Consider the following 26,238-nt stretch of genomic DNA (forward strand, 5'->3'; position numbering starts at 1 on the left):
CTATGGCGCTCGCGCGCTATCCGCGCGGCCTGCGCTATATCCCCGCAATATCCCGACATATCGCAGAAGGGCTCCGCGTTCTGGGGCCGTACACGCGAGAACCCCCGACCGGATGCCCGGACGGGGGTTCTCGTCGTCAGATGAGATCAGGCGTCGATCTCGGCGGTCATCGCCCGCGTCACGTTCGGGTCGACCGGGATGCCGGGGCCCATGGACGTGGTGAAGGTGACCTTCTTGAGATAGCGGCCCTTGGCGGCCGACGGCTTGAGACGCAGCACCTCGTCGAGGGCGGCGGCGTAGTTCTCGACGAGCTGACGCTCGCCGAAGGACGCCTTGCCGATGATGAAGTGCAGGTTCGCGTGCCGGTCGACACGGAACTCGATCTTGCCGCCCTTGATGTCGGTGACGGCCTTGCCGACGGCCGGGGTCACGGTCCCGGTCTTCGGGTTGGGCATGAGACCACGCGGACCGAGCACGCGGCCGAGGCGGCCGACCTTGCCCATCAGGTCCGGCGTGGCGACGACGGCGTCGAAGTCGAGCCGGCCCTTGGCCACCTCTTCGATCAGCTCGTCGGCGCCGACGATGTCGGCGCCCGCGGCGCGGGCCTCCTCGGCACGGTCGCCGGTCGCGAAGACCAGGACCCGGGCGGTCTTACCGGTGCCGTGCGGGAGGTTGACGGTGCCGCGGACCATCTGGTCGGCCTTGCGCGGGTCGACGCCCAGACGCAGGGCGACCTCGACGGTGGCGTCGAACTTGGTGGTCGCGGTCTTCTTGGCCAGCCGGACACCCTCAAGCGGGCTGTACGCGCTGTCGCGGTCGACCAGGCCGGCCGCGTTCTTCCAGTTCTTGCTGCGCTTCACTTCTCGCTCCTCATGGAGTTCGTGGTCCGGGCCTGCGCGGGCCCTGCCACAGTGCTGTCTGCGTCGGTGGGGTACTACTCGGCGATGGTGATGCCCATCGACCGGGCGGTACCGGCGATGATCTTCTCAGCGGCCTCGATGTCGTTGGCGTTGAGGTCCTGCATCTTGGTCTCGGCGATCTGACGCAGCTGGTCCTTGGTGAGCTTGCCCACCTTGTCCTTGTGCGGGTTCGCGCTGCCCTTCTGCAGACCGGCGGCCTTCTTGATCAGCTCGGGCGCCGGCGGCGTCTTCGTGACGAAGGTGAAGCTGCGGTCTTCGAAGATCGTGATCTCGACGGGGATGATGTTGCCCCGCTGGGCCTCCGTCGCAGCGTTGTACTGCTTGACGAATTCCATGATGTTGACGCCGTGCGGACCGAGCGCGGTACCGACCGGCGGCGCGGGCGTGGCCTGGCCAGCGGGAAGCTGGACCTTGACCAGGGCCGCGATCTTCTTCTTGGGAGGCATGCTCTCTCCGGGTCCTTGACTAACTTGAATCTCTCAGCCGGGCCCTCACCACGTGAGGACAGGCGGCACCGATACCGGTGCCGCCGCCCAGGCCCACCCTCACGACCGTGAGGACGACTTAGGAGTGTATGCCAGGCCGTCAGATCTTGGAGACCTGGTTGAACGACAGCTCGACAGGGGTCTCGCGGCCGAAGATCGACACGAGCACCTTGAGCTTCTGCGACTCGATGCTGATCTCGCTGACCGTGGCGGGAAGCGTGGCGAACGGGCCGTCCATGACGGTGACGGACTCGCCGACCTCGAAGTCGACGGTCGCGGCAGTCGCCTTGGAGGCGGCCTTCTTCACTTCCTCGGCCGGCTCGGGCGCCAGCAGCTTGGCGACCTCGTCGAGGTTGAGCGGGCTCGGCTTGTTCGACAGCCCGACGAAGCCGGTGACGCCGGGCGTGTTGCGCACGGCGGCCCAGGACTCGTCGGTGAGGTCCATCCGGACCAGCACGTACCCCGGAAGCACACGCTCCTTGATCGGAGTCTTCTTGCCGCCCTTGAACTCCGTGATCGTGTGGGTCGGCACCTCGACCTGGAAGATGTAGTCCTCCATGTTGAGGGAGCTGGTACGGCTCTCGATGTTCTGCTTCACACGGTTCTCGTAACCGGCGTACGAGTGGATGACGTACCACTCGCCGATCTGGCCGCGGAGCTGACGCTTGAACTCCTCGACGGGGTCGACGTCCGGGACGACATCGCCGTCCTCGTCGACCTCGGCCACGGTGTCGCCAGAGTCGGCGTCAACGTCAGCGTCAGCGCCGTGCTCGCCGGCGGCAGCGGTGTCGTCGACCTTCTCTACGGCCTCGTCCGGCTCCGTCTCCCACTCATCGCGGGAGCCATCGACCGGCAGCGGGGACTCGGACACGGTGACTCTTCCTCTTTCGTCGATGACATGACGTGCGACGATCAGGGTCGGATCACGATCCGCCGAAGACCGCCAGCACACCCTTCGTCAGCAGGAAGTCTAGTCCGGACACGATCGCGACCATGATCACAACAAAGCCGAGGACCACAGATGTATAGGTGATCAGGTCCTTGCGCCTCGGCCAGATAACCTTACGCAGTTCGGCGACGACCTGCCGATAGAAAAGGGCGGGAGATGCGCGCTTGGCCTTCTTCTCACCGCTCGGCTTGCCTGGCTTTCCAGCGGTCTCGCCGCGGGTGTCGATCGCCACAGTCCTCACCTGATCCGTCGTGTCCATCGCAACTTGCGGCGCGCTTTCACGCCAGTTGGTGCGCGGACCGCACTCCGCAGGGCACGAGGGACTCGAACCCCCAACCGCCGGTTTTGGAGACCGGTGCGCTACCAATTGCGCTAGTGCCCTAAGCCGTGCACCACAATACCGGAGAAACGGATCGACATCGCCGAACGTTCCCGTCGTGGCCCACTAGACGCAGAAGTGTACGTGGGAATGGCGACTTCGTCGAACCAGATCGTCCGCGCGGTTCCAAGCTACCCGGCCGTCTGTCCGAATGGTGGTAAGCGGCGGAAGGATTCCCGCAGGTCTGAAACGATGGAGGCATGACCCGACCTCGCATCTCCGCGCGCATTTCCGCGATCTCAGAGTCCGCGACGCTGGCCGTGGACGCCAAGGCCAAGGCCATGAAGGCGGCCGGTCGCCCGGTCATCGGCTTCGGCGCCGGCGAGCCGGACTTCCCGACGCCCGACTACATCGTCGAGGCGGCCATCGAGGCGTGTCGGAACCCCCGGTTCCACAAGTACACGCCGGCCGGCGGGCTGCCCGAGCTCAAGCAGGCGATCGCCGAGAAGACGCTGCGCGACTCCGGGTTCCAGGTGGACGCCTCCCAGGTCCTGGTGACCAACGGCGGCAAGCAGGCCGTCTACGAGGCGTTCGCCACCTTGCTCGACCCGGGTGACGAGGTGCTCGTCGTCGCCCCGTACTGGACGACGTACCCGGAGGCGATCAAGCTCGCGGGTGGAGTTCAGGTTGACATGGTGACCGACGAGACGACGGGCTATCTCGCGTCGGTTGAGCAGCTTGAGGAGAAGCTGACCGAGCGGACCAAGGTGCTGCTGTTCGTCTCTCCGTCCAACCCGACCGGCGCCGTTTACTCGCCGGAGCAGGTCGAGGAGATCGGCCGCTGGGCGCTGGACAAGGGTCTGTGGGTCGTCACCGACGAGATCTACGAGCACCTCGTGTACGGCGGCGCCTCCTTCTCCAGCATCGCCACGGCCGTGCCCGAGCTGCGCGAGCGCGTGGTCGTCCTGAACGGCGTGGCGAAGACGTACGCGATGACCGGCTGGCGGGTGGGCTGGCTCATCGGGCCGTCCGACGTGGTGAAGGCCGCGACCAACCTGCAGTCGCACGCCACCTCCAACGTGTCGAACGTGGCGCAGGCCGCCGCGCTCGCCGCCGTCTCCGGCGACCTCTCCGCCGTGGCGAAGATGCGCGAGGCGTTCGACCGTCGCCGGCAGACCATGGTCCGGATGCTCAACGAGATCCCGGGCATGGTGTGCCCCGAGCCGCTGGGCGCGTTCTACGCGTACCCGTCGGTGAAGGCGCTGCTGGGCAAGGAACTGCGCGGCCGTCGGCCGTCCTCCTCCGCCGAACTGGCCGAGCTGATCCTCGAAGAGGCCGAGGTGGCGCTGGTGCCGGGTGAGGCGTTCGGCACCCCCGGCTACTTCCGGCTCTCGTACGCGCTGGGCGACGACGACCTGGTCGAGGGCGTCAGCCGCGTGGCCAAGCTGCTCGCCGAGGCGCACTGAGCGATCCGTTCAGGCGGAAAGGCCCGGACCATCACGGCCCGGGCCTTTCCGGCGTTTCCGCCTCTACGGCTGCCGCGCGCGGATGCTTCCCACCAGCCGGTCGAGATCGAGATCGGGATGCGCGGTCGAGGACATGGTGTCCTCGGCCGTGGTCACCACGACGGCGAGCCCGGTCCGGGGCTCCCAGGCGAAGCTCCGGATCCGCATGAGCCGCGGCCGGCCGCCGACCCGCACCGTCTCGGTGGAGGCGGTCATGAGGCCGCGGACGCCGCCGAAGGTCGAGGTTCGGGGCGTCGTGTGGAAAGTGTCCTTCCGCCACAGGTCGGTGCCGACGAGCCCGCCACGGTGAACGGACACGGCGACGTACCAGCCCTTGCCAGGGGGATGCCCCCAGTACGTGGTCGCGGTGGTCCAGTTCCACCCCAGTGCGCTGTCTCTGGCCGCCTCCGGCACGGATTGGAGGGCGGGGGGCACCTCGACGCCGTCCACGGAGGGCCCGGCTGGCGGCGGGGCCGGCTCGATGCCCTCGGCGACCCGCCGCACCTCGTCGTCGGTCGCGCCCATCGCCCAGATGCGCACGCCGAGCCCTGGTTGGACGAGCCACATGAGCATCCGGCCCTTGTCGATCCTCCCGCCCTTGCTCGCGACGCGTCCTTCCAGCGCGCGGGACCTGCCGACGGCGGTCGTCCGTACGTCGATGAGTTCTTCTGCGGTCGGCCAGGAGACCCAGCGCAACTTGCTCAGGTTCTTCGCCCGGTCACCGCGTACGACCTCGACGGCCATGGAGGCGGTTCGATCCGTGCTCCGCCACCACCGACCGAGCCCGTCGAGGATCCCCTGCGGCTCGCTGGAGACCAGGCGGAAGCGTTCCGGCATATAGCTCACGCGCATCGTGTCCAGGACGGGATCCCATGGCACATGCAGGCTCATCGCGACCGGTTCGAGGTACTTTTTGGCGGAGGTCGAGGTCGTCACGCGCACCACCAGGTCGTCCTGCTCGAACCATATGAGGTTGTCATGGCGGGGCGAGATCAGACCGCCGCCGCTCCCCCGGCGGAGCCAGAGCGTGCCGTCACGCAGGAACCCCCGCTGCTGGAGTTCGAGGTAGTCGCCCGCAAGCTTCCCCGGCCGGTAGACGGTGACCTGGATGGTGCGGTCGCCCCGGCTCCAGCGGGCGGCCTTCCCCCGCAGGCCATGATCGGTCACCTCGAACGTCTCGGCCCGCCCGAATCCATCGGGAAGGTCGCGCACCTCGACGCCGTCCACGTTCTCGGCCACCGTGACGGAGACCACGTGCCGCCGTTCCTGGATCAGGTGGTACGCCGGGACCGCGGCCAGAACGACGGCGACTGCGGCGGCGGCCGCCGTCTTCGCCCTCGCGGTCTTCCTCCGGCAGGTACGCCGGACGACGCGGTCGGCGAGGTCGGGGGCGATCCGCAGCTCGGCCGTCGCCTCGGTCATGGCGTGCCTGAGCCGGCTCTCAAGATCCGACAAGGCCGGTCACCTCCTCACCGAGCCACGCGCGGAGCCGTACGAGCGCCTTGGACGCCTGGCTCTTCACGGTGCCGACGGAACATCCGAGGATCTGGGCGGTCTGGGATTCGGTCAGGTCCTCCCAGTACCTGAGCACGACGACGGCGCGCTGGCGCGGCGGGAGGGTGCGCAGGCCGTCCACGAGGACCTGGCGCAGCTCGACGTCGGAGGCGGCCGGCGCGGGCCGGTCTGGCGGAGAGTGCGTCGGGATGAACCGCAGGATCGCTCGGCGGCGGGCGCGGCTGATCGCGAGATTGATGATGATTTTTCGGACGTAGGGCTCGGGCGCGGCATCCGCGCGGAGCCGGTGCCAGTTGCGGCAGGCCCGTTCCAGCGCGCTCTGGAGCACGTCCTCGGCCTCGTCGGGGAAGTCGCAGGCGAGATACGCCGTGCGCAGCAGGCTCGTGCCCCGGGCGGCCACGAACTCCGCGAACCCCTCGGGAGGATTCACTCGGCTCTGTCCAGTGTCATGCCCTGTTGTACGCCCCGGGCCGGAAAAGGGTTGCCCGGCCGCGTGGCGGCCGGGCGGGGCGCCCCTGTGGAAACCCGACGAAAGCGCAGGGGCGCGAAGGTGCGAAAGGCTCAGTCCTTGACGGTCACCCCCTCGGCGATCTTCTGGATCTCCGCGTCGGCGGCGTCCGACCCGAGCTTCTGGGCGAACACGGGGCTGAACATGAGCTCGACCGTGACGTCGGCGCGCGGGAACCAGACCAGGGTGAGGGTGGTCTCGGCACTGCTCCCCGCGACCTCGCCGCCCTCCGTGAACGAGCCGAGGTAGCCGTCCTTTCCGCGGATCTTCACCGGGGTGCCGTCCACGTGGTCGCGCCGGGTGCGGGCCGCCTTCCCCCTGTAGACCACGGCCTCCACCGAGTACTCCCCGGTGCTCTTGCCCGGCTCGACCCAGCTGGTGGCGTAGCTGGTCTTGCCGAAGCCGTCCTTGCCCGACCACTTGCCCCATTCGAGGCCGTCCGGCAGGTAGTCCAGGTGGATGCCACCGAAGGTCCGGCCGTCGCCCAGATCGCCGAGGTCCTGGGGCAGCCCGTCATCGACCGGCTCGGATGTCTGATCGGTCGGCGGCGGCGCGCTCGTCGCGATGGTGACCTCCACGCGGGCTCCCTCAGGGGCCACCGTGCCGGCCGCGGGGGTCTGGGCGATGATCGTCCCCGGGCGGTGTTCGTGGTTGACGACCTTCTTCCAACCCACCTCGAACCCGGCGGCCTTGAGCACGCCCGCGACGTCGTTGGTCATGCCTACGACGTCCGGCACGACGTTCCCCGCCAGCGCGCTGTCCTCGCCGACGGGCTGCGACGCTCCGGGTACGGGCGCCCCGACCTGCGCCGGTGCCGGGCCGGATGTGGTGGACAGGTACACGGGCACGGCTCCGGCGACGGCGACCGTCAGGAGCGCCGCTCCCGCCGTACGAAACCTGACCACGTTACGGCGGTTGCGCCGCCGGATGCGCTGCCCCATCGAGGGCGGGGCTTGGACGGCGGCCACCCGGGACGCCATCGCCTCCTTCAGCGCCTCTTCCACGTTCATGCTGACGCTCCTTCCAGCGTTGCCAGACGTGCACGGATTCGCGCCAGGCCACGGGCGGCCTGGCTCTTCACGGTCCCGATCGAGCAGCCGAGCGATGCCGCCGTCTCGGCCTCGGACATGTCCTCCCAGTAGCGCAGGACCAGTACGGCCCGCATCCGCGCCGGAAGCCTCCCGAGCTCCGCGAGCAGGAGCTCGCGCAGGCCGAGGTCCGGCGACTCCACGGGCGTGTCGGGAGGGCTGGCGAAGGTGATCTCCTGGATCACCCGTCTCCTGCGGGCCCTGCTGATGGCGGCGTTCACGACGACGCGGCGCGCGTACGCCTCAGGGTTGTCGCGCCTGATGCGTGGCCAGTGCCGGTACACCTTCTCCAGGGCGCTCTGGACCAGGTCCTCGGCATCGTGGGGGGACGCGCCGCAGACCAGGACCGCGGTGCGGAGCAGGGCGGTGCTCCGGGCGGCCAGGAACTCGTCGAAGGCCGCCTCGTCTTCTTCGGTCATCAGCTCCCCTTTCGCCCGTCCACAACGCGTGAAGGGCGGACCAGGTTGAGACGCGGATGCGGCAGGATATGGAAATGCCGCGCTCTCTCGTCACGCTCCCCAAGGCCCACCTGCACCTTCACTTCACCGGCTCGATGCGGCATTCGACGCTGATCGAGCTGGCCCAGGAGCACGGGGTCCATCTGCCTGACGCGCTGGTGCAGGACTGGCCGCCGAAGCTGCGCGCGACCGACGAGCGGGGCTGGTTCAGGTTCCAGCGGTTGTACGACATCGCCCGATCGGTGCTGCGGCGCCCCGAGGACGTCTACCGGCTGCTCAAGGAGGCGGCGGAGGACGAGGCCGCCGAGGGGTCGCGCTGGCTGGAGATCCAGGTGGACCCCTCCGGGTACGCCGCGCGGTTCGGCGGGTTGACCGCGACGCTCGAGTTGGTGCTCGACGCCGCGGCGCGGGCCTCGGCCTCCTCGGGCGTGGGCGTAGCGGTGATCGTGGCGGCCAACCGCACCCGGCATCCCCTCGACTCACGGACCCTCGCCCGGCTGGCCGCGCAGTACGCGGGGCGGGGCGTGGTGGGGTTCGGCCTGTCGAACGACGAGCGGCGCGGCCGGGCCCGCGATTTCGACGCCGCGTTCCGGATCGCCAAACGGGCCGGGCTGCTGGCCGTACCGCACGGGGGAGAGCTGATGGGCGCGGCCAGCGTCGCCGAGTGCGTCTTCGACCTGGACGCCGACCGGGTGGGGCACGGCGTCCGCGCGGCCGAGGACGACCGGCTGCTCGAACGCCTCGCCGACCGGCAGATCGCGTGCGAGGTGTGCCCGCTGTCCAACGTCGGGCTCGGCGTGGTCCAGGACCCGCGGGACGTGCCGGTGCGCAAGCTGTTCGACGCGGGCGTCCCGATCGCGTTCGGCGCGGACGACCCGCTGCTGTTCGGGGCCCGGCTGCTCCCGCAGTACGAGCTCGCGCGGGACGTCTACGGCTTCCGCGACGCGGAGGTCGCCGAGCTGGCCCGGCAGTCGATCCGCTCGTCCATGGCACCCGACTCGCTGAAGAAGGAGCTCCTCGGCGAGATCGACGTCTGGCTCACCCGGCCGGAGTAGCCGCCCGGGGCCGCTTCAGTGTCCCGGACCGGGGTGCGGGCGACTGGACTCGGGCCTCCTGGCCGGATCGCCGCAGGCACGCCGTCCGGGGTGGCGCATCCCGCGCCGCAGGGCGAGGGAGTGCTCGCGGTGGCGGCCGACGACCGCGCGTTCCTCACCGATCGCGCGGAGCCACTCCCGGCCGTAGTCCCGCATCATGCCGAGCATCCGGAACCGCTGACCGTGCCGGATCAGCACGGACTTGTCGGCGAGCCGGGAGAGCAGGTCGGGCACGCCGCTCAGCAGCTCGTCGGCGCAGACGTCCGCGGCCGCGGCGGCGTCGAACGTCCCGGCGAACACGGAGAGCCGCGCCCACAGCAGCCGCTCCTCCGGCGTGCACAGCTCGTGGCTCCACCCGACCGCGGTGCGCAGCGTCCGGTGCCTGCCGGTACGGCCGCGCCCCGCGAGCAACGAGAACCTGTCGTCCATGTGGTCGAGCAGCTCGCCCGCGGTCAGGGCGCGCAGCCGGCCGGCGGCGAGTTCGAGCGCGAGCGGCACGCCGTCCAGGCGGCGGCAGAGCCGTACGACGGCGTCGGAGCTTTCGAACCCGGGGCGTACGGCGCGGGCCCGGTCGCGGAACAGCCGTACGGCGTCGCAGTCCTCGGCGGTGACCGGGAGCGGGCGTACGGTGTGGACGCGCTCCCCCGGGAGGCCGAGGGGCTGCCTGCTGGTGGCCAGGACGCGCACGCCGGGAGCCGCCCGCAGGATCTGGCCGACCAGCTCGCGGCACGGGCCGAGGAGGTGCTCGCACGTGTCGAGGATCAGGAGCATCCGGCGGTCGGCGAGGTGCTCGGCGAGGACGTCCCCCTGAGGGCGGGCGGCCTGCTCGGGCAGGCCGATCGCGGCGCCGATCGTGTGGGCCAGCAGGGCGCCGTTGCGCTCGCCGGACAGCTCGGCCAGCCAGGCGCCGCCGGGCAGCTCCCCCGCCGTCTTGAGCGCGAGCCGGGTCTTGCCGACCCCCGCGACCCCGGTCAGCGTGACCAGGGACTCCTCCCGTAGCAGCCGCCCCACCTCGGCCAGGTCCTCGTCCCGTCCCATGAAGGTGCTCGTCTCGGCGGGCAGATTGCCTCGCCGCCCCAGCGCATCGATCACCAGATCCGCCCTCTCATGCATGGCCGGCCCAGCCAATCATGAGTGCGTAATCGGATGGCTACTGAGGGTTGAGGATTACCCCACCACGATGGAGATTCACCACCCCCGCGGAGGAGGTTCGGCGGCGGGACGATCCCCCTCGACCCGAACCCGCCGCCGAACCCTGCCGCGACGTCGTCCCCCGCCGCGCGGCGATTCGACCGGCCGGCTTCCCCCCTATTCGGCCAACCGGACACGATTAGTATTCATTAGATCGCGCTACGTCACATCGGGACGATGCCCGATCCCTTCTCCGATGTGGGCCTGGTGGGGGCGGAGCGCCGTACCGCCACCCAGGCGGCGATCTGCACGCGGGACGACATGCGCAGCTTGGCCAGGATGTTCTCCACGTGGGTGTCGGCCGTCCGCTCGGCGATCATCAGCCGCTCCGCGAGCTCGCGGTTCGACAGGCCGTCCGCGATCAGCTCGGCCACCTGGGACTCCCTTGGCGTGAGGCAGGCGCCCTCCTTCGGCGGGTCGCCGAGCGCCCGCCGGTAGACCGCGTCCAGGTCGAGGCCGGCCCCCTCGGCGAGAGCCGTACGGAACGTGGGGCCGCCGGCGAGGCCGCGCGCGATCTCGGCGCAGGTGGAGTGGCGGGCGCCCCAGTAGGGCGCCTCGTCCAGCCGGATGCCGGTCGAGGCGCCGAGCCCCTCCACCGCTCCCAGCAGCGTCGCGGCGAGCCCTCCCCTGCCCGTGGCGGCCGCGAGCCACGCCTGGACCTCGAACCCGGCGAGCGCCCCGGCCAGGTCGCCGAGATCGCGGCCGAGCCGGAGCGCCTCGCGGTTGCGCTCCTCGGCCTCGGCCAGGTCGCCGTTCTCCCAGGCGAGTACGGCCAGGCCCTGGTTGGCGACGGAGCGGCTCCAGCAGTCGCCGTTGAGCGTGCCGCGCCACATCGCGTCGTCCAGCACCTCCCTGGCCCGTACGCCGCCGGACCGGGCCAGGGCGAGGCCCTCCTGGCTGAGGACGCAGGCGGGGTTGCGGCCGAGGAGCCAGGCGGGGCCGGTGCCTCCCCGGGCGGCGAGCAGCCCGTCGAGCCGCCGGGCCGCGTCCTCGTCGTCGCCCGCGGCGAACGCGACGACCGCCGCCGCGTGGGCGCCCCACACGCTCGCCCCCGGGCCGCGGCGGCACTCCTCCATCCGCGTACGGGCCCGATGCACGTCGAAGTGGCGGGCCTCCACCCACGCGGCGGCCCAGAGAGCCTTGACGCGGTGCGGGGTCGGCCGCCCGGTCGCCGCGAGCGCCCGGTCGAGGTAGCGGCGGCCCTCCCGGTGGCGGCCGCAGGCGATCCACAGCGGCCACAGCGTCCCGGCGAGCTCGACCGCGACCCGGGGGTCCCCGGTGAGGGCGTGGTCGAGGGCGGCCAGGAAGTTCGGCAGTTCCTCGGCCATCCGGCGGGCCCACGCGAGCTGTCCCGGCCCGGCCCACTCCGCCTCCGCACGGCGCGCGAGCCGCAGGTAGGCGTCCCGGTGGCGGTCGCGCACCGCCTCCTCCTCGCCCAGCTCGCGCAGCCGTTCCGCCCCGTAGGCGCGTACGGCGTGCAGCAGGCGGTAGCGGTCGCCCTCGCGCAGCAGGACGGACTTCTCGACCAGCCGGGCCAGCAGGGCGAACACGTCGTCGCGCGAGAGCGCGCCGTCGGCGCACACCTCCTCGGCCGTCTCGCGTTCGAAGCCGTGCGAGAACACCGAAAGCCGGGCCCACAGCAGCCGCTCGCGGGGCTCGCACAGCTCGTGGCTCCAGCCGATCGCGGTGCGCAGGGTGCGGTGCCTGCTCTCCCCCGTCTCGGACTCGGCGCGGCTCAGCAGCCGGAACCGGTCGGACAGGCGGGCGGAGATGTCCTGGACGGACAGCGCCCTCAGCCGGGTCGCGGCCAGCTCGATCGCGAGCGGCACGCCGTCGAGTTCCTCGCAGAGCCGTACGACGTGGGCGCGGTTGGCGCGATCGACCACGAAGTCGGGCACCGTGGCCACGGCCCGGTCGGCGAACAGCGTCACCGCGTCGTCGCCGAGCGGGAGAACGGTCACGACATGCTCGCCCGGCGCGTCGAGGGGCTCCCTGCCGGTGGTCAGCACGCGCAGCCCCGGGCAGTGCTCCAGCAGGTGTCCGGCCAGTTCGGCGCACGCGGCGGGCAGGTGCTCGCAGGTGTCGAGGACGAGGAGCATCCGCCGGTCGCCGACGCGCGCGGCGAGCGCGGCGGCCTCCGTCTCGCCGGGGCCACCGGGGTCCTCGCCGTCGCCCGGACCGGCCAGGGTCGCGGCGACGTGCGGGAGGAGGTCGCGCGGGTCGCGGAGCGGGGAGAGCTCCACCAGCCAGACGCCGTCGGGGAACCGCCGGTGCGCGTCGGCCGCGACCCGGCGGGCCAGCCTGCTCTTGCCGACTCCCGGAGCGCCGGTAAGCGTGACCAGCCGGGCGCGGCCGAGGAGCCCCGCGACGTACTCCCGCTCGTCCGCGCGGCCGACGAAGCTGGCCGGCTCGGCGGGCAGGTTCCCGATCACCGGTCTTCCCGCCGCCGGGCGACCCAGGCGGCCACCTGGGTACGGGAGGAGAAGTTGAGCTTGGCCAGGATGTGCTCCATGTGCGCCTCGGCGGTGCGTTTCGAGATCACCAGCTTCTCCGCCACCTCGCGGTTGGACAAGCCGTCCGCGACGAGTTCGGCGACCTCGTGCTCGCGCCGGGTCAGCACCGGTGGGCCGTCCAGGTCGTCCGTACGGCGTGGGCAGGGGACGGGCCGGTCGCGGCTGTGAGCGCGCGGCGGCCGCCCGGCGCCCGCACGGGGCACGCGGAAGCAGACCTCACCGCCGCTCTCCTCACGGATCAGGAGGGACTTGTCGATCAGGCCGATGAGCGCGTCGAGCAGTTCGGCGGGCGGCGGGACGTCCACGCAGACCCGCTCCGCGTCGGCCAGGCCGAACGGCCCGGGGAACGCGGCGACCCGCGCCCACACGTGCGTTTCGTCCGGCGAGCACAGTTCGAGGGCGCGGTCCAGCGCGCCGCGCGCGGCCGTCTCATGGAAGGGGTCGTCGAACAGGTCCTCGGTCGTCGGCTCGGGAGCGGCGCGCAGCCGCCGCGCGGCCAGCTCGATCGCGGAGGGCATCCGGCCGAGCCGCTCGCACAGCCGGGCGGCGGCCTTGCGGTTCAGGTCCGCGACGCCGCGGCCGGGCGCGCGGTTCGCCAGCAGGGCGACGGCGTCGGCGGACGGCAGCGGGCCGACGGGGAGCAGGTGCTCTCCCACGACGCCGAGCGAGCGCCGCCCGGTCGCCAGGATGCGCAGGCCGGACGCGCTCCTGAGCAGTGACTCGGCGAGCGCCGCGCAGGGGCCGGCCAGGCGCTCGACGCCGTCGAGGACGAGCAGGAGGCGGCCCTCCCCCGCGCCGACCGCCTGGGCGGCGGTCCGGGCGAGCGCCACCGAGTCGGCCTCCCGGGACACGTCCACGACCTGAACCCCGCCGGAGAAGGCCTTGCGCACGCTCCACGCGGCCTCCTCCGCCAGCCGCGACTTCCCCACGCCGGAGAGCCCGGTCAGGGTCACCAGTCGCGAACGGCCGAGCAGCCGTCTGATCTGTGCGATCTCGGCCCGGCGGCCGAGGAAGGCCGGAAGATCGCGTCGCTCCATCGCAGCCTCGAATCGTGGGGGGACTTCACTGCACCCGGCGCTCCGGTGCACGAATGGTAACCCCGGCATCGCGCACGGGAACGGGCGTTTCACCGGTTGCCGTGCGGGAACCGGAATCGCCGCATCGAGGCGGGCATTAGACTCTGCGCCACTGCCAGCACGCGCGAACGAGGATTGTATGTCTGGGTATGACCGGGTAGTCCAGCCGGCGGCTGGAGACGAGGCACTGGAGAACCACCTCGGTGGGGACGAGGCCAAGAACTACCGGCGGTACGAGTTCGACATGGTCGCGCCGCACGTGGGCCGCTCGATGCTGGAGATCGGATCGGGTCTCGGGCACTTCGCGGAGCAGTTCCTCCCCCGGCTCGACCGGCTCGTGGTGAGCGACTTCGACCCCTACTGCGTGGAGCAGCTCGAGACGCGCTTCGCCGACCGCGACGACATCTCCGTCCTCCAGTTCGGCCTGCCGACGGAGATCCCCCTGGACGACCCCGTCGACACAGTGATCATGATGAACGTCCTCGAGCACATCGAGGAGGACGTCGAGGCGCTGCGCTCCCTCGCCAAGGTGACCAAGCCGGGCGGGCGCATCGTCATCTGGGTGCCCGGATACATGCAGCTGTACGGCGACTTCGACCGCAAGGTCGGCCATGTCACCCGTTACACCCCGGCGACGCTGGCCCGTACGGTGGTGGCCGCCGGACTGCGTCCCCAGGTCCTCAAGCCGATCAACTTCCTGGGCGGCATCGCCTGGTGGGTCGCGGTGCGGCGCGGCGGGGTGGGCTACCCCGACCCGAGGCTGGTCAAGATCTACGACCGGACCGTCGTCCCGACCACGCGCTTCATCGAGCGGTTCGTCCGGCCTCCGTTCGGCCAGACGGTCTTCTGCGTCGCCCGCGTACCCGGCTAGCGATCGCGCGCTCGGCCGTACGATCAGGCGTTTCCTGACGGATCCGGTCCGTTACCGTCCGGGGCTTGCCCGTTTCCTGGGGGTTTGTGGGGCTACTCGCGGGTAGCACGAACGCATCCACCGCCTCAGGAGGTCGGCATGACCGAATACGCCAAGGCACGCGAGGTCGCCGAGCAGGCCCGCGAGACGGAGTGGGCCCGGCCGAGCTTCGGCAAACAACTGTTCCTCGGGGACTTCCGGCTGGATCTCGTCCATCCCGCCCCACGTCTCAGTGAGCAGCAGACGAGGAACGGCGAGCGGTTCCTCCAGACGCTCACCGCGTTTCTGCGTGACAGCGTCGATCCCGCAGTCATCGAGCGTTCCTCCGTCATCCCGGACGAAGCGGTCAAGGGTTTGCGCGACATCGGCGCCTTCGGGATGACGATCGACGAGCAGTACGGCGGGCTCGGGCTGAGCCACCTGTACTACTGCCGCGCGTTGATGCTGGTCGCGTCCTACTCTCCCGCGCTCGCGGCGCTCTTGTCGGCGCACCAGTCCATCGGCGTGCCGCAGCCGCTCAAGCTCTTCGGCACACCGGAGCAGAAGGAACGTTTCCTGCCCCGATGCGCCCGGGGTGAAATTTCCGCATTTCTCCTGACAGAGCCGGATGTGGGGTCGGATCCGGCGCGGCTGGCGACGACGGCGACGCGGGACGGCGACGCGTACGTCCTCAACGGCGTCAAGCTGTGGACGACCAACGGTGTCGTGGCCGACCTGCTCGTCGTCATGGCCAGGACCGGCACCCGGATCTCTGCCTTCGTCGTCGAGGCCGATTCCCCCGGCATCACGGTCGAGCGCAGGAACGCGTTCATGGGCCTGCGCGGCATCGAGAACGGCGTGACCCGCTTCCACAAGGTCCGGGTCCCGGCGGAGAACCTCATCGGCCGCGAGGGGCAGGGCCTCAAGATCGCGCTCACCACGCTGAACACGGGCCGGCTGTCGCTGCCCGCGACGTGCGCCGGGGCGGCCAAGTGGGCCGCCAAGATCGCCCGTGAGTGGGGCACGGAGCGCGTCCAGTGGGGCCGCCCGATCGGCGAGCACGAGGCCGTCGGTCGCAAGATCTCCTTCATCACCGCCACCTCGTACGCGATCGAGGCCGTGGTGGATCTCGCCGGGCGGCTGGCCGACGACGAGCGCAACGACATCAGGATCGAGGCCGCCCTGGCCAAGCTGTACGGCTCGGAGATGGCCTGGCAGATCGCGGACGACCTCGTCCAGATCAGGGGCGGGCGGGGCTACGAGACGGCCGAGTCGCTCCAGGCCCGCGGCGAGCGCGGGGTGCCGGCCGAGCAGATGCTGCGGGACCTGCGCATCAACCGCATCTTCGAGGGCTCCACCGAGATCATGCACCTGCTCATCGCGCGCGAGGCCGTGGACGCCCACCTGACTGTCGCCGGCGACCTCATCGATCCGAAGGCCGACCTTCGGGCCAAGGGCCGGGCCGCGACCCGGGCCGGCGGGTTCTACGCCCGATGGCTGCCCGGGCTCGTGACGGGTGCCGGCCAGCTCCCGACCTCGTACTCCGAGTTCGGGCCGCTCGCCCACCACCTGAGGTACGTCGAGCGGACCTGCCGCAAGCTCGCCCGGTCCACCTTCTACGGCATGTCGCGCTGGCAGGGGAAGCTGGAGCACCGCCAGGGGTTCCTGGGGCGGATCGTCGACATCGGCGCCGAGCTGTTCGCGATGACCGCGACCTGCATCCGCGCCCAGGAGGACGCGGCCACGCACGGGAACGCCGCGCTGGAGATCGCGGATACCTTCTGCCGCCAGGCCCGGCTGCGCGCGGACGCGCTGTTCACCCGGCTGTGGATCAACTCGGACATGGCCGACACCCGGCTCGCCCGCCGGATCCTGGCCGGCCGCTACGCGTTCGTCGAGGACGGCATCCTCGACGCCTCCACGGACGGTCCGTGGATCGCGTCCGGCGCTGCGGGGAAGTCGACCGCGAAGGACGTCCACCGCACCATTCCGTCGTAGCCGTCACAGGCGCGCCGGGCGCGTCCCACGACGCGCCCGGCCGTGGAACCGCACCGGCAAAAACCTGTTGGAGGCGAATCGCCGCCTTGTTACGGTCTCCGTGTGTGGATTTTTCTCCTGCGCGACCGCTGATCGTCTGATCGCTCGCGATCTCAGCCCGCTTCGCCGTCCGCCGCGCTCGACGCGGCGCCCCATGGAGACCTGTGCGCGCTCGGCGCGCCCCATGGCCCTGTCCTTCTGACGCGGCAGCTGAGTGCCGGCACTTCGTGCCGCGTTCCCGTTTGCCCAAGGAGATCTCACATGCGTACCCGTGCGACCAAGAAGCGTGGCGGGAAGACCCTCCCGCACGTCCCCCAGCCCCAGCGCAGCCTGCCGCCGCGCCAGATGCCGCTCCCGGCGCGTCCGGTCCGGCCCGCCCAGCAACCGCGCAGGCTGCCGCGACCCAAGTGACGCGATCCCGATAGGCAGGCGACCCGTTCGCCCCGTCCTCGACCAGAAAGGGCACTCCGGCCGGAGTGCCCTTTCGTGTAGCAGGCCGCGGGCAGGCACCGAATCGTGATGTCCGCCGGCGACGTGCCCGCCGCCCGCATATCCCCTGGACAGCGCGCCCGCCCACCGGATCCTCCGCCGCCGGCGGGACATCTGGGACGGAAGTCGCCCAGCGGACAAGTAGTGACGGATGACGTTTCCTGCGCTATACCGATCTCCAGAAGCTCAAATTAGAGCGAAACGGAGTAGTTATGCGCAGAATCGCGCATCAGCTGGCATCTCCCGTCAGAATCGGAGCGGCGGTCAGCGTGCTGGCCGCGGCCGTCCTGGCCGGGCTGCCGCACAGCGCGGAGGCCGCGGCGGACAGCGGCCTCGGTACGGTCACGTCCTTCACCAAGACCGGCGACGCCACGTACACGATCGAGACGGAGGGCGGGGCGAAGGTCAGGCTCGACTTCCTCAAGAACGACGAGTTCCGGATCTGGATGGCGCCGGACGGGAAGTTCACGGACCCGGCGGGCACTCCCCCTGCCGATCCGAAACAGCCGAACGCCACCATCGTGGTCAAGCAGGACTTCCCGGCGCCCCCGACGACGTCCAGGGAGACCGGCGACGGCTACGAGGTGGCCACCGGCGACATCACCGTCCGAGTGGCCAAGTCCCCGGCGCTCTTCGAGGTGCGGCGGGCGGACGGCAGCCTCGTCTGGAAGGAGAGCAAGCCGCTCACCTGGAACGCGAACGGCACCACGCAGACCCTGGCCCGGGGCGCCGCCGAGCAGTTCTTCGGCGGCGGCATGCAGAACGGCCGCTTCTCGCACCGTGACCAGACGATCAACGTGGGGGCCAACTACAACTGGGAGGACGGCGGCTACCCCAACTCCTCGCCGTTCTACCTGACCACGGCCGGGTACGGCGTGCTGCGCAACACCTTCACGGCCGGCACGTACTCCTTCGGCGAGCAGGTCACCGCGACGCAGAAGGAGCAGCGCTTCGACGCGTACTACTTCGTCTCACCGAAGCAGACCGACCTGTACACACCCATCGACCGCTACACCGAGCTGACCGGCCGTCCGTTCATGCCGCCGATCTACGGGCTGGAGATGGGCGACGCCGACTGCTACCTGCACAACGCCAACCGCGGCGAGCGCAAGCCCGAGGACGCGGTCAAGGTGGCGCAGGGGTACGTGGACCACGACATGCCTCGCGGCTGGATGCTGGTGAACGACGGCTACGGCTGCGGCTACGACAAGCTGCCGTGGGTCGGCGACGAGCTGCGCGACCGGAACGTCCAGCTCGGCCTGTGGACCCAGTCGGCGCTGACCAACCAGGAGTACGAGGTCAAGGACGCCGGCGTGCGGGTGCGCAAGCTGGACGTGGCCTGGGTCGGCCCGGGCTACCGGCACGCGCTGACCGGTTGCGAGGACGCCTACCAGGGCATCGAGAAGAACTCCGACGCCCGCGGCTACGTGTGGATGGTCGAGGGCTGGGCCGGCGCGCAGCGCTGCGCGGTGCAGTGGACCGGCGACCACTCCGGATCGCTGGACTCCATTCGCTGGCAGGTTCCAGCGCTCGCCGGGTCCGGCATGTCGGGCATCGCGTACACCGCCGGCGACATCGACGGCATCTTCGGCGGCTCGGACGTCTCCTACGTGCGCGACCTGCAGTGGAAGGTCTTCACCCCGGCGCTGATGTCGATGTCCGGCTGGGCGGGCAAGGACAAGCAGCCGTGGGTGCGCGGCGAGCCGTACACCTCGATCAACCGTGCCTACCTGCGGCTGCGCGAGCGGCTGCTGCCGTACTTCTACACGTACGCGGCGCAGGCGCACCGGACCGGGGCGCCGATCGCCCGCCCGCTGGTGCTGGAGTACCCCGAAGACGCCGACACGTGGGGCGATAAGGCCCGCTACCAGTTCCTGGCCGGGAAGGACTTCCTGGTGGCCCCCGTCTACACCGCCGGTGAGGTGCGCGACGGGATCTACCTGCCGAAGGGCACATGGGTGGACTACTGGACCGGGCGGACCTACGAGGGCCCGACCACGGTCAACGGGTACCACGCGCCGCTCGACCGGCTCCCGCTGTTCGTCCGCGGCGGTGCGATCGTGCCGATGTGGAAGGACGGGATCAACAACCACGCCGACGTCAAGCCCGGCGACGCGATCACGCTCGACGTCTACCCGAAGGGGAACTCCATCTTCGAGCTGTACGAGGACGACGGCGTCACCCGGCAGTACGCTGAAGGCCGCTCGGCCACCCAGACGTTCACCGTGACCGCTCCCGAGGAGGGGCGCGGCGAGGTGACCGTGGCGATCGGCGCGCTCACCGGCGAGTACGACGGCAAGGCGGCCGCCCGGCCGTACGAGCTGGTCGTGCATGGGGAGAAGAAGCCGGGCAGCGTCCACGTGGGCGGAAAGCTCGCCCAGGAGGTCGGCAAGGACGCCTATGCCGCGGGCGCGATCGGCTGGTACCACGACGAGAACGGGGTGACCCGCGTCCGCACCGCGGCCGTGCCGACCGGCGAGGAGATCGCGGTCAAGCTCGCGGGCGCGTCGGCCGTGGGCGGGCGGCACCCGTCCGACACCGGCGTCACTGTCAGCGCGTCGGCGCCGCGAATGATCCTGCCGGGGCAGGAGGCCGAGGTGACGTTCACCGTGGCCAACGGTGCCGAGGTGCCGGTGAAGGACGTCGTGCTCTCCGTCGCGGTGCCCGAGGGATGGGCCGCGGTGGCCCCCTGGAAGGCGCGCAAGATCGAGCCCGGCACGACCGCTACCGCGAAGGTGCGGCTCGCCGTGCCCGAGAAGGCGGTGCCGGGGCCGGTCACGCTGACCGCGTCCGCCGCCTACACCGCCCGCGCGGACCGGCACGAGAGCACCGCGGCGTTCGCCACCGAGGTGCCGTACGGCTCGCTCGCGGCGGCGTTCGACAACGTCGGCATCTCCGACGACGCGAACACGGGCGCGGGGAACCTCGACGGCGGCGGGTCGAGCTTCTCGGCGCAGAAGCTGGCCGCGATCGGGGTGACCCCGGGTTCGCGGCGGACCGTCGAGGGCGTGGAGTTCACCTGGCCGTCGTCGACCCCGGGCACTCCGGACAACGTGGTCGCCGCCGGGCAGACCATCGCGCTGTCGGGCAAGGGAAGCGGGCTCGCGTTCCTCGGCACCGAGGCGGGGAATGTCTCGCGCCCGGTGACAGTGGTCTACGCCGACGGCAGCACAGACAGCGGCACTCTCGGCTTCCCGAACTGGTGCTGCGCGGCGACCGACACGTTCGGCGCGAAGGTGGCCTTCTCCGTGAAGGGCAAGAACACCACGGCCGGTCCGAACCAGTATCCGACCACGGATTACCGCATCTTCTTCAACTCGATCCGGATAAATCCAGATAAGGAGGTGATCGCGGTCAAGCTGCCGGACGCCGCGGCCATCCACATCTTCGCCATGGCGCTCGGCGACAAGCCGCTGCCGCCAGCCCCCAAGGGCACGGTGTACGCCTCGGACCTCACTCCGCTGGAGTCCGTGAACGGCTGGGGCCCGGTGGAGAAGGACCGCTCGAACGGCGAGTCGGGCGCCGGCGACGGCCGGACCATCAGCCTGGCCGGGACCACGTACGCCAAGGGTCTGGGCGTGCACGCCTACTCCAAGGTGACCTACTACCTGGGCAAGGCCTGCACCCGCTTCACCTCGGTCATGGGTGTGGACGACGAGACCCGCGGCAACGGCTCGGTGACGTTCAAGGTCATCGCCGACGGCACGGTCGTGCACACGTCGGGACGGCTCACCGGCACCACCCCGCCGGAGACGCTGGATGTGGACGTGACCGGGGCGAGGATCGTGGACCTGGAGGTCAACGACTCCGGCGACGGCAACGGCGCCGACCACGCCGACTGGGCCGACGCGAAGTTCGTCTGCGCGTCATGACGCGACCGGCCCGGGCGGTCACCCCGCCCGGGCCGGATCACTCTCGCCAGGCCCGCAGGGCCTTTGACGTCAGAGGCGCTCGATGATGGTCACGTTCGCCTGGCCGCCGCCCTCGCACATCGTCTGCAGGCCGTAGCGGCCGCCGGTGCGCTCCAGCTCGTGCAGCAGCTTGGTCATCAGGATCGCACCGGTGCCGCCCAGCGGGTGACCGAGCGCGATGGCGCCGCCGTTCGGGTTGGTCCTGGCCGGGTCGGCGCCGATCTCCTTGAGCCACGCGAGCGGCACCGGGGCGAACGCCTCGTTGATCTCGATGACGTCGATGTCGTCGATGCCCAGCCCGGCCTTCGCCAGGGCCTTCTTGGTGGCCGGGATGGGCGCGGTCAGCATGTAGACCGGGTCGTCGCCGGTGAGCGTGAGGGTGACGATGCGGGCCCGGGGCACCAGGCCGTGCTCGCGGACCGCGCTCTCCGACGCGATCAGCACCGCTCCGGACCCGTCGGAGATCTGCGACGAGGTCGCCGCGGTGATCCTCCCGCCCTCGCGCAGCGTCTTGAGCCCGGCCATCTTCTCCAGGGTGGTGTCCGGCCGGGGGCCCTCGTCGTCCTCGACACCGTTGACCGGGGCGATCTGCTCCTTGAAGTAGCCGTTGGCGACGGCCTTGGCGGCACGCTGGTGGCTCTCGTAGGCGTACCGCTCCAGCTCGTCGCGGCTCAGGTCCCACTTCTCGCACATCAGCTCGGCGCCGCGGAACTGGGAGATCTCCTGCGTGCCGTACCGCTCGACCCACTTGTCACCGAACGGGAGCGGCATGCCCTTCTCCAGCGCGGCGGTGATGCTCGCCCCCATGGGGACGATCGACATCGACTCGACGCCGGCGGCCACGACCAGGTCCTGGGTGCCGGACAGGACGCCCTGCGCGGCGAAGTGGATCGCCTGCTGGGACGAGCCGCACTGCCGGTCGATGGTGACCCCGGCGACGTTCTCCGGCAGGCCGGCCGACAGCCAGGCGTTGCGGGCGATGTCCATCGACTGGGGACCGAACTGCATGACGCAGCCCATGATCACGTCATCGACGGCGGACGGGTCGACGCCGGTGCGCTCGACCAGCGCCTGAAGCGTGTGCGCGGCAAGGTCGGTGGGGTGGACCGTCGACAGTCCGCCCTTCTTCTTGCCGACAGGGGTGCGGACCGCCCCGACGATGTACGCCTCTGCCACAGTGCCTCCCACAGGAAACCGAGCATTGTTCGGTTATCTGGAGGCTACAACAGAACGTTCGTCCATGTGTGCCCCGATATGAGAGTTAACCGAAGCCATACCCGGCGGTCGGCCGAGCCTCTCGGCGAACAGGGACCGCAGTCGCTCCCGCTCAGTCCTCCGCGTAGCGGGTGCTCGTCATGGTGGCGTACACGATCACGTTGTCCACGTAGTGGCCCGTGTTGCGGTTGTACGTCCCGCCGCAGGTGATCAGCCTCAGCTCGGCGTTGTCCTGGGAACCGTAGACCCGGTCCGTGGGGAAGGTCTGCTTGTTCGCCTGCTCGACCCCGCCCACCGTGAAGACTCCCACAGTGCCGTCCATCCGGACGACCTCGATCGTGTCCCCGTGCTTGAGTTCGTGCAGCCGCGTGAAGACGGCGCTGCGCGTCGTGGTGTCCTTGTGGCCCAGCATCACGGCGGGGCCCGGCTCACCCGCCGTGGGGCCGCCGCGATACCAACCGACGAGGTTGTGGTTGTTGATCGGCGGCGTCTCGATGGCGCCGCTCTTGTCGGTGCCGACGGACTTGATCGGCGCGTTCACCCCGATCTTGGGGATGATCAGCCGCTTGGGCGACGACGGTTGCATCGGAGGAGCCGGGGGAAGCGGCGCCACCGGCGGGGGCGCGGTCGCGGCGGCCTGCGTCAGCGGCTGGTCCGTGCCGCCCGGCCCGACCGTGGGCGCCAGGCCGTCCGACCTGATCTTCAACGTCTGCCGGGTCGGCGACTGGTACTCATCAGGCGAGCCGAGGATGAAGAACACGCCGACGACCACGGTCACGATGCCCGCGATCGCGGCCAGGATCAGCACCGCGCGGACGGCCGCCGTGCCGCCGCCCTGCGCCTGCGGTTGCGGCTCCGGCTCCTGGTACGCCTGCGGATACACGACCGGGGTCGCGTGGAACACCGGCTGGCCGTACACGGGCGGCGGCTGGCCGGGCGGGCCGTAGGGCGGCACCGGCTGCCCCGCCGGGTACTGGCCCGGCGGGTACTGGCCCGGTGGCGGTGTGGTCACTGCGGGACCTCACCGCTCGGCGGTGCGCCGCCGGGCCCGCAGTACGAGCCCTCCGACGGCCGCCGCCAGGACCAGGGCGGTTCCTGTGAACAGGAACAACCGGCCGTCCGGTCCCGCGTCCGCGCCGCCTCCGGTGGCCGCGCCGCCTCCGGGGGTCTTCTTGACCTGCGTGTCCTTTGACGGCCCCGCGGTCACGGTCTTGTAGACGGTGTGCGTTCCAAGCGGCGACGGAGTCGCCGTGGGCGTCGGAGTAGGCGTGGGCGTGGGCGTGGGCGTCCGAGTCGGGGTCGGCGTGGGGCTGGACGAGTTGCTCGCGGCGGGGGCCACGGCGATGGTCGCCACGGCCGGAGCAGTGTTTGAGGGAGCATCCGCGGCGATCTCGCACTCGTACAGCTTCGCCGGTGTGGCGGCCGCTCCTTCCGTGCCGGGTTTCACCACGTTCAGCGCGAAGTCCTTGGCCGTGAGGACGATGGACGACGCCCCAGCGGAGGGGGTGATGGTCAGCGTCGCCGTGGGCAGCGCGCCGAGCGCAGATCCCTTGGCGATCTGGGCCGCCACCGAGGCGGACGGCGAGGGAGTGGAGAGCGCCGTGGCGGTACCGGGACTCACCGATGTCACGACCGTGGGATGCAGCTGGATCCACGCGCCCGCCGGGATCTCCTCGGGCGCGACCAGCGGAGAAGCTACGGGGGCCGTGATGGTCAGCGTGGCGGTGAACTGCGTCCCAACCGTCGCGGACGTCGGCGCCTGCAAGTTCACGGTGAAGTCATGGGTCACGGCCGTCTGCGCCTGATCACCGACATACGGAGTGCAGCTGTACGTCACCGTCTTGCTGTCCGCCAGCGCCCCGGCCGCCGAGAAAACGCCGATCAGGACGGCTGCGCTGGCTGCTCCGGCAGCGGCTTTCGTGGCGATACGACGCCGTGCCTTTGACTTCAGCACTTCCTTCACTCCCGTGGTCGGTTTCGGGCGGGGCTTTACCAGACGTACCAGGATTCCGCGCTCGTGTCTCAGTTAGGTAGAGATCTTATGAACTCTGCCTGGGAATCGCCTCATATGTAGCGAAACAGAGTCAAGAAAGCCGGGAGAGCCTGGAACCCTCACTGACCGGCACGACGCAGCCGAGGTGGCCTGTTCGACGTTGCACGGGACGATCGAGGTGCGCGCGTCCCGGCGAAGAGGAGATCGCCTCGGCCGCCTCCTCGGCGCTCCGAGGCAACAGCCGTCCGCGCTTCGGACGTCCGCAAAGGGGGGGAATCCGGGCGCTGACGGCGATCCGCTGTTCCCCGTCAGGCATCCGATTTCGCGCTTTAGTAGCAATATCCGAGGTGCTAGCTTTGGTCGGCCTCACGGAACGAGTGCCATCGGCCTTGGCCGTGCATCACCCACCGCCGGCTCCGCCCGCGGCACCTTTCTGGATCGAGCGCCTCAGGGAGAGGATCACACATGGGCTTACCGCCCAGCGCCACGAAGCGCACGGCGCAGGAAGCCGGAACCTCGCGGCGCCTCCGGGCGGGAGCCCTACGCGCTGTCGCCAGGGCACTCCCGTCCGCAACGCGCTCGCAGCACGTGATCGCCCTGACGGCCCTCGTCCTCGCCGCCACTGGCATCTACTGCCTTCTGGGGCTGGTCAGGTTCTACCTGTACCGAGCGACCAGCTTGGACTTGACGCTGTTCGACCAGATGGTGCGGGGATTCGCCTCGTTCAGCGCTCCGACGAGCCCGCTGCGCGGAGGGACGCTCGACCGGGGCATGGATTTCGTGCAACTGGGCGAGCACTTCTCCCCCATCCTGGCGGTCCTGGCCCCGCTGTACTGGCTGCACGACGGACCTGAGACTCTCATCGTGGCCCAGGCCGTTCTGTTCGCACTGGCGATACCGCCCCTGTGGCTGTTCACCCGGCGCGTGCTCGGCACCGGCTCCGCCTATCTCGTCGTCGTCGCCTACGCCGTCTCCTGGCCCGTCGCCCAGGCGATGAACTTCGACTTCCACGAGGTCGCCTTCGCCCCACTGCTCACCGCCCTCATGATCGAACGGTTCAGCGCGGGCAGATACACAGCCACCGCGCTTGCCGCAATGGCACTGCTCCTGGTCAAAGAGGACATGGGGCTCATGGTCATCGGTTTCGGTGGATACGTCGCGCTACAGGGGCAGCGCTACACCGGGATCTTGTACATGGGCATCGGGATGCTCTACACCGGCCTGGCCCGCAGCATCTTCATTCCGTCCGTCGGCGGCGACCCCGGCATGTACTGGGCCTACGGTCAGCTCGGCGACAGCGTGTCGGCCGTGGCCGTCAAGGCGCTCACCGATCCGCTCAGCGTCCTCAGCACCTTGTTCAGCCCTGAGATCAAGGTCGACACGCTGGCGTTCCTGCTGTGGCCCGCCCTGCTGACCTGCCTGTTCTCCCCGCTGATGGTGATGGCCCTCCCGCACCTCCTGGAGCGCATGCTGTCGGACCGCCTGCACTGGTGGGTCACCGACTTCCATCACAGCGCCTTCACGGTGATCGTTCTGCTGTGCGCGGGGGTCGACGGGGCCTCCAGGCTGATCCGCTGGTCACGGAGACTCCAGCCCGGCCTCAGCGAACGGACCGCGTCACTGATGTGGGCGGCGGGCGCCTGTGCGATCGCGCTCACGCTGGTGCCCCGGTTCCCCTTCGACCAGCTCATCAGCTCGGATTTCTACGAAAAGCACCCCGACGTGGCCGCGGCGGAGCAAGCGGTCGCGGCCGTTCCCTCCGGGGTGGTCGTCGAGGCCGTCAACCATGTCGGACCGCATCTGTCCGCCCGGACGACGGTCCTGCTGTGGGAGGACAAGCCCCCCAAGGCCCCATGGATCGTGGCCGACGCCGTACGGCCCGCTTACCCGTGGGGCTCCACGGGGAGGCAGCAGGAGCGAGTGGACGAGCTGATCGGCCTCGGCTACCAGGTTGTCTTCAAGAGCGAAGGCTATGTGGTGCTGCACGCCGGCTGATTCGCGTCCGCGAGAACCAGCCGTGGTTCGCCGCAGGCCACCGCCTCGGCGACTTCGGGCAGCGGTGGTCGTGCTGGTCTGTCAACGC

21 protein-coding genes and 1 tRNA gene are annotated in these 26,238 nt (G+C 70.4%); 7 read left to right on the forward strand and 15 right to left on the reverse strand.

Features of this window, described 5'->3' with window-relative positions:
- Window positions 1-146: 146 nt before the first annotated feature.
- The 5 genes from rplA to AWQ68_RS02345 all read right to left on the reverse strand — a co-directional run bounded on the left by rplA (window position 147) and on the right by AWQ68_RS02345 (window position 2,736).
- The gene (rplA, locus tag AWQ68_RS02325) at window positions 147-860 is read right to left on the reverse strand and encodes a 50S ribosomal protein L1 (protein WP_066933672.1); all 714 of its coding nucleotides are present in this window, start codon (window positions 858-860) and stop codon (window positions 147-149) included.
- Window positions 861-934: 74 nt separating this feature from the next.
- Window positions 935-1,366 carry a 50S ribosomal protein L11 gene (rplK, locus tag AWQ68_RS02330; RefSeq protein WP_066933675.1) on the reverse strand — a complete coding sequence of 144 codons (432 nt, stop codon included), beginning with the start codon at window positions 1,364-1,366 and terminating at the stop codon, window positions 935-937.
- A 139-nt stretch (window positions 1,367-1,505) separates the two neighbouring features.
- Window positions 1,506-2,276, reverse strand: coding sequence for a transcription termination/antitermination protein NusG (gene nusG, locus AWQ68_RS02335; protein WP_066933680.1), 771 nt, complete (start codon window positions 2,274-2,276; stop codon window positions 1,506-1,508).
- A gap of 52 nt (window positions 2,277-2,328) precedes the next feature.
- Window positions 2,329-2,586 carry a preprotein translocase subunit SecE gene (gene secE / locus AWQ68_RS02340; RefSeq protein WP_066934259.1) on the reverse strand — a complete coding sequence of 86 codons (258 nt, stop codon included), beginning with the start codon at window positions 2,584-2,586 and terminating at the stop codon, window positions 2,329-2,331.
- Between the two features lie 77 nt (window positions 2,587-2,663).
- A tRNA-Trp gene (locus tag AWQ68_RS02345) sits at window positions 2,664-2,736 on the reverse strand.
- Window positions 2,737-2,933: 197 nt separating this feature from the next.
- Here AWQ68_RS02345 and AWQ68_RS02350 point away from each other — a divergent pair.
- Window positions 2,934-4,139 carry a pyridoxal phosphate-dependent aminotransferase gene (locus tag AWQ68_RS02350; RefSeq protein WP_066933683.1) on the forward strand — a complete coding sequence of 402 codons (1,206 nt, stop codon included), beginning with the start codon at window positions 2,934-2,936 and terminating at the stop codon, window positions 4,137-4,139.
- 63 nt (window positions 4,140-4,202) lie between these two features.
- On the opposite strand, the gene AWQ68_RS02355 is transcribed toward AWQ68_RS02350, so the two are convergent.
- The 4 genes from AWQ68_RS02355 to AWQ68_RS02370 all read right to left on the reverse strand — a co-directional run bounded on the left by AWQ68_RS02355 (window position 4,203) and on the right by AWQ68_RS02370 (window position 7,708).
- Window positions 4,203-5,633, reverse strand: coding sequence for a hypothetical protein (locus AWQ68_RS02355; RefSeq protein ID WP_157544773.1), 1,431 nt, complete (start codon window positions 5,631-5,633; stop codon window positions 4,203-4,205).
- The gene (locus AWQ68_RS44095; RefSeq protein ID WP_066933688.1) at window positions 5,620-6,123 is read right to left on the reverse strand and encodes a SigE family RNA polymerase sigma factor; all 504 of its coding nucleotides are present in this window, start codon (window positions 6,121-6,123) and stop codon (window positions 5,620-5,622) included. Before AWQ68_RS44095 ends, AWQ68_RS02355 begins: the two co-directional genes overlap by 14 nt.
- A 131-nt stretch (window positions 6,124-6,254) precedes the next feature.
- Window positions 6,255-7,211 carry a PASTA domain-containing protein gene (locus AWQ68_RS44100; RefSeq protein ID WP_066933691.1) on the reverse strand — a complete coding sequence of 319 codons (957 nt, stop codon included), beginning with the start codon at window positions 7,209-7,211 and terminating at the stop codon, window positions 6,255-6,257.
- The gene (locus AWQ68_RS02370) at window positions 7,208-7,708 is read right to left on the reverse strand and encodes a SigE family RNA polymerase sigma factor (protein ID WP_066933694.1); all 501 of its coding nucleotides are present in this window, start codon (window positions 7,706-7,708) and stop codon (window positions 7,208-7,210) included. Before AWQ68_RS02370 ends, AWQ68_RS44100 begins: the two co-directional genes overlap by 4 nt.
- 68 nt (window positions 7,709-7,776) lie before the next feature.
- Between AWQ68_RS02370 and AWQ68_RS02375 the strand changes: the two genes are divergently transcribed.
- On the forward strand, window positions 7,777-8,802 hold the full coding sequence (locus AWQ68_RS02375) for an adenosine deaminase (RefSeq protein WP_174554073.1): 1,026 nt from the start codon (window positions 7,777-7,779) through the stop codon (window positions 8,800-8,802).
- A 15-nt stretch (window positions 8,803-8,817) separates the two neighbouring features.
- On the opposite strand, the gene AWQ68_RS02380 is transcribed toward AWQ68_RS02375, so the two are convergent.
- From AWQ68_RS02380 to AWQ68_RS02390, 3 genes are all read right to left on the reverse strand, one after another.
- Window positions 8,818-9,933 carry an ATP-binding protein gene (locus AWQ68_RS02380; RefSeq protein WP_157544775.1) on the reverse strand — a complete coding sequence of 372 codons (1,116 nt, stop codon included), beginning with the start codon at window positions 9,931-9,933 and terminating at the stop codon, window positions 8,818-8,820.
- Window positions 9,934-10,196: 263 nt separating this feature from the next.
- Window positions 10,197-12,464: an ATP-binding protein gene (locus tag AWQ68_RS02385; protein ID WP_084463570.1), complete on the reverse strand. Its 2,268-nt coding sequence runs from the start codon at window positions 12,462-12,464 to the stop codon at window positions 10,197-10,199.
- Entirely contained in the window at window positions 12,461-13,582 is a 1,122-nt protein-coding gene (locus AWQ68_RS02390; RefSeq protein ID WP_066933705.1) for a LuxR C-terminal-related transcriptional regulator, read from the reverse strand. The genes AWQ68_RS02385 and AWQ68_RS02390 overlap by 4 nt, the downstream gene beginning before the upstream one ends.
- A 178-nt stretch (window positions 13,583-13,760) precedes the next feature.
- On the opposite strand from AWQ68_RS02390, the gene AWQ68_RS02395 reads away from it, so the two are divergent.
- The 4 genes from AWQ68_RS02395 to AWQ68_RS02405 all read left to right on the forward strand — a co-directional run bounded on the left by AWQ68_RS02395 (window position 13,761) and on the right by AWQ68_RS02405 (window position 20,908).
- Entirely contained in the window at window positions 13,761-14,492 is a 732-nt protein-coding gene (locus tag AWQ68_RS02395; protein WP_066933708.1) for a class I SAM-dependent methyltransferase, read from the forward strand.
- A gap of 138 nt (window positions 14,493-14,630) precedes the next feature.
- Window positions 14,631-16,508 (forward strand): acyl-CoA dehydrogenase family protein, encoded by a 1,878-nt coding sequence (locus AWQ68_RS02400; RefSeq protein WP_066933712.1) that lies wholly within the window; start codon window positions 14,631-14,633, stop codon window positions 16,506-16,508.
- Between the two features lie 300 nt (window positions 16,509-16,808).
- Complete coding sequence (locus tag AWQ68_RS41935; protein WP_157544777.1) at window positions 16,809-16,958, forward strand: hypothetical protein; 150 nt, start codon at window positions 16,809-16,811, stop codon at window positions 16,956-16,958.
- Window positions 16,959-17,248: 290 nt separating this feature from the next.
- On the forward strand, window positions 17,249-20,908 hold the full coding sequence (locus AWQ68_RS02405; RefSeq protein ID WP_218006745.1) for an NPCBM/NEW2 domain-containing protein: 3,660 nt from the start codon (window positions 17,249-17,251) through the stop codon (window positions 20,906-20,908).
- 69 nt (window positions 20,909-20,977) lie between these two features.
- Here the strand turns inward: AWQ68_RS02405 and AWQ68_RS02410 are convergent, their stop codons facing one another.
- From AWQ68_RS02410 to AWQ68_RS44055, 3 genes are all read right to left on the reverse strand, one after another.
- On the reverse strand, window positions 20,978-22,123 hold the full coding sequence (locus tag AWQ68_RS02410; protein WP_066933715.1) for an acetyl-CoA C-acetyltransferase: 1,146 nt from the start codon (window positions 22,121-22,123) through the stop codon (window positions 20,978-20,980).
- A gap of 151 nt (window positions 22,124-22,274) precedes the next feature.
- The gene (locus AWQ68_RS02415) at window positions 22,275-23,174 is read right to left on the reverse strand and encodes a class F sortase (protein ID WP_066933718.1); all 900 of its coding nucleotides are present in this window, start codon (window positions 23,172-23,174) and stop codon (window positions 22,275-22,277) included.
- 9 nt (window positions 23,175-23,183) lie between these two features.
- Window positions 23,184-24,116 (reverse strand): hypothetical protein, encoded by a 933-nt coding sequence (locus AWQ68_RS44055; protein WP_157544779.1) that lies wholly within the window; start codon window positions 24,114-24,116, stop codon window positions 23,184-23,186.
- Window positions 24,117-24,743: 627 nt separating this feature from the next.
- On the opposite strand from AWQ68_RS44055, the gene AWQ68_RS02430 reads away from it, so the two are divergent.
- Window positions 24,744-26,150, forward strand: coding sequence for a DUF2079 domain-containing protein (locus AWQ68_RS02430; RefSeq protein ID WP_245655709.1), 1,407 nt, complete (start codon window positions 24,744-24,746; stop codon window positions 26,148-26,150).
- Window positions 26,151-26,238: the final 88 nt, after the last annotated feature.

Origin of the sequence: Microtetraspora fusca (genome assembly GCF_001570365.1) — a bacterium.
In the GTDB taxonomy this organism is placed as follows: Bacteria; Actinomycetota; Actinomycetes; order Streptosporangiales; family Streptosporangiaceae; genus Microtetraspora; species Microtetraspora fusca.

Excerpts from the sequence above, each read along its gene's own strand:
- AWQ68_RS02405 (WP_218006745.1), top strand. The coding sequence starts at position 17,249 with ATGCGCAGAATCGCGCATCAGCTGGCATCTCCCGTCAGAATCGGAGCG.
- AWQ68_RS44100 (WP_066933691.1), bottom strand. The coding sequence starts at position 7,211 with ATGAACGTGGAAGAGGCGCTGAAGGAGGCGATGGCGTCCCGGGTGGCC.
- AWQ68_RS02390 (WP_066933705.1), bottom strand. The coding sequence starts at position 13,582 with ATGGAGCGACGCGATCTTCCGGCCTTCCTCGGCCGCCGGGCCGAGATC.
- AWQ68_RS41935 (WP_157544777.1), top strand. The coding sequence starts at position 16,809 with ATGCGTACCCGTGCGACCAAGAAGCGTGGCGGGAAGACCCTCCCGCAC.
- AWQ68_RS02350 (WP_066933683.1), top strand. The coding sequence starts at position 2,934 with ATGACCCGACCTCGCATCTCCGCGCGCATTTCCGCGATCTCAGAGTCC.
- AWQ68_RS02375 (WP_174554073.1), top strand. The coding sequence starts at position 7,777 with ATGGAAATGCCGCGCTCTCTCGTCACGCTCCCCAAGGCCCACCTGCAC.
- rplK (WP_066933675.1), bottom strand. The coding sequence starts at position 1,366 with ATGCCTCCCAAGAAGAAGATCGCGGCCCTGGTCAAGGTCCAGCTTCCC.
- AWQ68_RS02400 (WP_066933712.1), top strand. The coding sequence starts at position 14,631 with ATGACCGAATACGCCAAGGCACGCGAGGTCGCCGAGCAGGCCCGCGAG.
- AWQ68_RS02395 (WP_066933708.1), top strand. The coding sequence starts at position 13,761 with ATGTCTGGGTATGACCGGGTAGTCCAGCCGGCGGCTGGAGACGAGGCA.
- AWQ68_RS02370 (WP_066933694.1), bottom strand. The coding sequence starts at position 7,708 with ATGACCGAAGAAGACGAGGCGGCCTTCGACGAGTTCCTGGCCGCCCGG.